Genomic DNA, 6,419 nt, shown 5'->3' on the forward strand with positions numbered 1-6,419 from the left:
CCACCGCCCCCCGGCCCGCACCCTGGTCACCGGCCTGTCCAACGGCGGCTACCTGGTGCGCTGGCAGTTGGAGAACCATCCCGAGCTCTACGACGGCGGGGTCGACTGGGAGGGCACCCTCTGGCGGGCCGACGGACCCACCCTGCTGGACTTCCTGCCGCCGGCCCTGCGCGCCTACCCCGTGTACGCCGCCGGCGGCCCGGGCGCCGAGGAGGCGCGCCGGCGGATGCACGCCGCGGGCTTCCCCGCCGCCACGGAGTTCCTGTGGCCGTACCACCATGCGGTCTACTGGGACCTCACTCAGCGCGTCTACCGCGAGGAACTCGACCCGGACTACGACGGGCCGACCGAGGCGGGCACCCCGTACTGCGCGACGGGCACGCCCGGCTGCGACGCCGACTACGACTACCCGACCCGCCCCGCCGAGGTGCACCGGGCCGTGCGGCGGATCGCCCTCACCGGACGCATCGGCAAGCCGCTGACGACACTGCACGGCACCCTCGACGCCCTGCTGCCCATCGGCCGCGACTCCGACGTGTACGCCCGGATGGTGCGCGAGGCGGGCCGCGGCGGGCTGCACCGCTACTACCGGATCGAGGGCGGCACCCACGCCGACGCGCTCGTCGACGCTTTCCCCGACCGCCTCAGGCCGCTCACACCGTGCCACCGCAGCGCGTTCACCGCCCTGGAGGACTGGCTCGCGAAGGGGCACCGGCCGCCCCCGTCGGGCACCGTCGCCCTGCCCGCCGACCGGGACCCGGTGACCCTCGCCAACAGCTGCCCCCTGGCCGGCAGGAAGGCCGCGGGCGACCGGCCCTGACCGACGCCCCGGCGGCACCGGGCGCCCGGCACGCCCGTACACCCCCCTCCTATGGTGGCCGAACCCATGGGCCTCACCCTCTTTATGGAGACGGGACCCATGGGTGAAGCCCCGTCGCCTCCCTACTGTTTCCGGCCATGACCAACACATTTCCCACCCCGGACCGGCCGGCGTCGCCCCTGGCCGCCACCGACCTGGGCGGCCGCACGGCCCTGGTGACGGGCGGCGGCAGCGGCATCGGCCGGGCCTGCGCCCTCGCGCTCGCGCGGGCCGGGGCCCTCGTCCACGTGGTGGACCGGGACGCGGCCGCGGCGGAGGCGGTCGCCGAGGCCGCCGACGGTCGGGCGCAGGTGGCCGACCTCGCGGACCCGGACGCGATCGCCCACCTGCCCACCGAGATCGACATCCTCGTCAACAACGCGGGCCTGCAGCACATCGCCCCGCTCACGGAGTTCCCGCCCGACCGCTTCGAACTGATCCAGAGGGTCATGGTCACCGCCCCCTTCCTGCTCATGCGGAGGACCCTGCCGCACATGTACGACCGGGGCTGGGGCCGCGTCGTCAACGTCTCCAGCGTCCACGGACTGCGGGCCAGCGCCTTCAAGTCCGCCTACGTCACCGCCAAGCACGCCCTGGAGGGCCTGAGCAAGGTCGCCGCGATCGAGGGCGCCCCGCACGGGGTCACCAGCAACTGCGTGAACCCCGGATACGTCCGCACCCCCCTGGTCGAGGGCCAGATCCGCGACCAGGCCGCCGTCCACGGCATCAGCGAGGACGACGTCCTGACCGAGGTGATGCTGGCCCGCTCCCCGGTCAAGCGGCTCCTGGAGGCCGAGGAGGTCGCCGCCGCCGTGCTGTGGCTGTGCGGTCCCCACTCCGGCTACCTGACCGGGGAGCGGGCCAGCATCACCTCGGTCAGGACGTCGTCCTCGCTGATGCCGTGGACGGCGGCCTGGTCGCGGATCTGGCCCTCGACCAGGGGGGTGCGGACGTATCCGGGGTTCACGCAGTTGCTGGTGACCCCGTGCGGGGCGCCCTCGATCGCTCGTGAAACCGGTGAACCCATGTCTGACACCAGCACCCAGCCGAGAAGCGGCATCGGCCGCATCGTCGGAGCCAGCCTGATCGGCACCACCATCGAGTGGTACGACTTCTTCCTGTACGGCTCCGCCGCCGCGCTCGTCTTCAACACCCTGTTCTTCCCCACCGCCGACCCCCTGGTGGGCACCCTCATCGCCTTCATCACGTACGCCATCGGGTTCGCCGCCCGGCCGCTCGGCGGCATCGTCTTCGGGCACTTCGGGGACAAGATCGGACGCAAGAAGCTCCTGGTGCTGAGCCTCCTCATGATGGGCGGCGCCACCTTCGCGATGGGCCTGCTGCCCACGTACGGCACCATCGGTGTCTGGGCGCCGGTCCTGCTCACCGTGCTGCGGCTGGTGCAGGGCTTCGCCCTCGGCGGCGAGTGGGGCGGGGCCGTCCTCATCGTCTCCGAGCACGGTGGTGCCGAGCACCGCGGCTTCTGGGCCTCCTGGCCCCAGGCCGGCGCCCCGGGCGGCAACCTGCTCGCCACCGGTGTCCTGGCGCTGCTCGCCGCCGTCCAGTCGGATGCCGACTTCCAGGCCTGGGGCTGGCGGATCCCGTTCCTGCTGTCCGGACTCCTCGTGATCATCGGACTGTGGATCCGCGTCTCGGTCTCCGAGTCCCCGGTGTTCCTGGAGGCCCGGGCGAAGGCCGAGGCGGCCGCCGCCGCCGGCGCCAGGGAGGAGGCCCCGGTCGTCGAGGTGTTCAGGCGCAGCTGGCGCGAGGTCCTGTCCGCCATCGGCACCCGCTTCGGCGAGAACATCTCCTACTACATCCTGACCTCGTTCCTCCTCGTGTACGTCACGGTCCACCTGGAACTCCCGAAGAGCACCGCGCTGAACGCCGTCCTCATCGGCTCGGCCGTCCACTTCGTCACCATCCCGATGTGGGGCGCGCTCTCCGACCGCCTCGGCCGGCGCCCGGTGACCCTGATCGGCTCCGCGGGCATGGCGGTCTGGGCGTTCGTCTTCTTCGGGCTCGTCGACTCCAGGTCGTTCGTGGTGATCACCCTGGCCGTCACCGCCGGCCTGCTGCTGCACGGCGCGATGTACGGGCCGCAGGCCGCGTTCATCTCCGAGATGTTCGACACCAAGGTCCGCTACTCCGGCGCCTCGATGGGCTCCCAGCTCGCCTCCATACTCGCCGGGGCCCTGGCACCGATCATCGCCGTGGAACTCCTCAAGGACTACGGCAGCTCCACCCCGATCAGCGTCTACCTCAGCGCGGCGGCCGTGATCACCACCATCACGGTCGCCGTCACCCGGGAGACCCTCGGCCGCGACCTGCGCCGCGGCCGGGACGAGGAGACGACGGCGCCGCCCGTCGTCCCCGCGGAAGAGACGGCCTAGGGGCCGACCGCCGTGGCCGGCCCCGGTGTCTCATGCGCAGGCGGTGGCCAGCGTCGCGGTGAACTCCTCCGCCAGTCCGGTGATCACGGGGAGGTCGAAGGCCAGCGCGTTGTACTGCAACCAGCACCGCAGCCCGCCGTCCGGCTGCTCGACCACGGTCAGCTCGGGCACGCCCCGGTCACCGCCCGGCAGCGGCCACGGCACGGTGCTGCCGCGCGGCAGCTCCCAGGGCTCGCAGGTCAGGCCCGGCAGCTGCGCGGGCGCGGCCCAGGCCTCGTAGCGGAGCCAGGCCGCGAACGGCACGGCCGGGCTGAACTCGGCGAAGGGGTACAACTGGTGGTCCAGCGCCTCGCTGTAGACCGTCCGCAGCCGGTCCACCAGCTCGGCGAAGCCGGGGCCCCCGCTCGCGTCCACCCGCAGCAGCAGCGACTGGACGAAGCAGCCCACCGTCCGCTCGGCCTCCGGCCGGGGGCGGCCGGGCACCGGGGTCATCACCACCAGGTCGGGGCGGCCGCTGCGGCGCGCCAGCAGCCCGGTCCAGGCGGCGGCGACGGCCAGGAAGGGCGTGGCGCCCAGGGCCGCCGCCCGGGCCCGCAGGGCGTCCGCCGCCCGCACCGGCACCTCGAACTCGTGTGCCTGGGTGAGGACTTCGTCCACCGGGCGGCGGCCGTCGAACTCCTCGACGGCCTCCGGCGCCCCGGCGAGCGCCCCCGCGAAGTGGGCGCGGGAGGCCGGCCAGTGACCGTTCGCCCAGTCCACCAGCTCCCCGTAGCCCGGGCCCACCCGGGCGGGCGGGGCCGGCCGGCCCCGACGCAGCGCGGAGTAGCAGACGCCCAGGTCGGAGAGGAGCACACCGATCGACCAGCCGTCGGACACCATGTGGTGCACGGCGACCAGCACGACGTGGTCCGTCGCCGACCGGCTGACCACCAGAAGGCGGGTCATCGGGTCGCGGCCCAGGTCGGTGAGCCGGTCGCGTTCGGCCAGCAGCAGGGCGTCCACCGCCTCGTCCGTGGCGTCCGGGGCCCGGGTCAGCGTGATCCGCACCCGCGGCTCCTCGTCCAGCACCACCCGTACGACCCCGTCCACCGCCTCGAACCGGGTGCGCAGCGCCGGATGGCGGCGGACGACCTCGGTGAGGGCAAGGCCCAGGGTCTCCGGCGCGAGCCGGTCGGTCACCCGGAACAGTGCCGTCACCGCGCCGGCGTCCCGCCCGGGGGCCTCGGACATCCAGCGGAAGAAGTTCTCCTGCTGCGAGGTGAGGGCGACGGCGTGCGGCTGCGCCCGCAGGGCCGCCAGATAGGGAGTCACGGTGTCCGGTGCGGTGTCCGTCACGGTGGCCGGCGCGGCGGGGCCGGCCGGCCGGCGGTCGGGGTGGTCCAGCCACGCCGCCTGGGCCCGTAGCGAGGGCCGCTCGAAGACCAGGGCGGTGCCCGCCGGGATCGCGAACGCGGCGCTGATCCCGGTGGCGAGCTGGACCGCCCGGAACGAGTCGCCGCCGAGCGCGAAGAACTCGGCCGCCACATCGGTCACCGGGCGGCCGAGCAGGCTCCGCCACAGTTCCGCCAGCCGGAGTTCCGTCTCCGTGGCCGGGGCGACCACCGGACCGGCCGGCTCCGCGGGCGCGTCGAACAGGGGGCGGAGCCGCTGCTTGAGGACCTTGCCGCTCGGGTTCCTGGGCAGTTCGTCCGCGAGCAGGACGCGCACCGGGAGTTCGGGGCGGCTCAGCCGTTCGCTCAGGAACAGCCGTAGCTCGTCCGGGTCGACGCCGCCGGGCCCGGGCACCACCACCGCCACCGGCACGGCCCCCATCACCGGGTGCGGCACGCCGAGGGCCGCCGCGTCGGCGACCGAGGGGTGCGCGTGCAGCACCTCCTCGATGCGGAGCGTGGAGACCTTCAGCGCACCGCTCTTGATGACGTCGCTCTCCCGGTCGACCAGGTACAGGTAGCCGTCCTGGTCCAGCCGCCCGACATCGCCCATCCGCACCCAGCCGTCCCGGAACACCCGGTCGCCCCGGGCGGCTTCGCCCAGGTAGCCGCGGGGCGGCCCGGGCTGGCGCAGCCAGACCTCACCGACCTGTCCGGCGGGCAGCGGCAGCCCCTCCGCGTCGAGGATCCGGAGGTCGCGGGGGTCCGCGGGGCGGCCCAGCGAGCCCGGGCGGCGGGTGTCGACCACGGTCGAGACCTGCGCGGGCGAGGCCTCGGCGGAGGTGTAGGTGTTGACGAGGGTCGCGTCGGGCAGGGCCGCCGCCAGTGCGGCCGCCACCGGCACGGGCAGGGCCGCGGCCGAGGAGTTGACCAGCCGCAGACTGCTCAGGTCGTACCGTCCGGCGGTGCCCGTGTTGAGCAGCTCGATCGCCATGGAGGGCACCAGGAAGGCGGTGCCGATCCCGAACCCCGCCACGGTGGCACCGAACTGATCGGCGTCGAAGCGGGGCAGGCTGAGCGTGGTGGGCGTGGCGGTGAGGGCGTTGAGCAGCATCACCTGGCCCGCGTTGGTCCCGATCGGGAAGGCGTGCAGGGCGTGCCGCGAGTGGGCGTACGCGCGGCGCCGGGGACGCGGGACCAGACCGGCGGTCAGGTTCCCGTGGGCGGCCAGCACGCCCTTGGGCGCGCCGGTGGTGCCCGATGTGCCGATCACCTGCGCCGGATCGTCCGGACCGACCCGGTGCGGCGGGCCGTCCGGCGCCTCGGGATGCGCCGCGAGCAGGGCGTCCAGGGTCAGCTCAACCAGGCCCGGAACGCCCGTGACGCCCGGAAGCCCGCCGTCCGTCAGGACCGTACGGGCTTCCGCCAGCGCGGCCAGGGCGGCGGCATCGGTCTCGGACAGGTCCTCGCGGACCGGTACGGGCACCCCGCCGGCGTACTGGACGGCGAGGAAGGCCACGGCGTACCGCTCCCAGCGGGCGTTGGAGCAGCGCAGCACGACCCGGTCGCGGGGCCCGACCCCGGCGGCGGCGAGCCCGAGGGCGGCGCGCAGCGCCTCCTCGCGCCAGCGGCGGTAGGAGAGGTCTCCGCCGCCGACGACCTGGAGGGCCACCTGGTCCGGGTGTTCGGCGGCACGGGCGTCGAGAAGCTCGGGGACGGTCGTCGCGGCGGGCGGCAGGTGGCTGTCGATGGTGAACTCCGGTGCGTTCGTCGGGGAAGTAGGGCGGGGGAGAGGGG

At 74.3% G+C, this 6,419-nt stretch carries 3 protein-coding genes and 1 pseudogene; 3 read left to right on the top strand and 1 reads right to left on the bottom strand.

What is annotated here, in order from left to right; all coding sequences use genetic code 11:
* The 3 genes and pseudogenes from EAO70_RS06580 to EAO70_RS38960 all read left to right on the top strand — a co-directional run.
* Window positions 1-820: 3-hydroxybutyrate oligomer hydrolase family protein (locus EAO70_RS06580; RefSeq protein ID WP_315986215.1), on the top strand; the 820-nt coding region annotated here is incomplete at its 5' end.
* 137 nt (window positions 821-957) lie between these two features.
* Window positions 958-1,713: pseudogene (locus EAO70_RS38950) on the top strand (SDR family NAD(P)-dependent oxidoreductase); the annotation flags it as partial.
* Window positions 1,714-1,884: 171 nt separating this feature from the next.
* Window positions 1,885-3,252, top strand: coding sequence for an MFS transporter (locus EAO70_RS38960; protein WP_148002071.1), 1,368 nt, complete (start codon window positions 1,885-1,887; stop codon window positions 3,250-3,252).
* 30 nt (window positions 3,253-3,282) lie between these two features.
* On the opposite strand, the gene EAO70_RS06600 is transcribed toward EAO70_RS38960, so the two are convergent.
* On the bottom strand, window positions 3,283-6,419 hold a 3,137-nt coding region (locus EAO70_RS06600; protein WP_315986216.1), incomplete at its 5' end, for a class I adenylate-forming enzyme family protein.

The sequence above is a fragment of the Streptomyces sp. adm13(2018) genome (genome assembly GCF_008042145.1).
GTDB lineage: Bacteria > Actinomycetota > Actinomycetes > Streptomycetales > Streptomycetaceae > Streptomyces.

Excerpts from the sequence above, each read along its gene's own strand:
- EAO70_RS38960 (WP_148002071.1), top strand. The coding sequence starts at position 1,885 with ATGTCTGACACCAGCACCCAGCCGAGAAGCGGCATCGGCCGCATCGTC.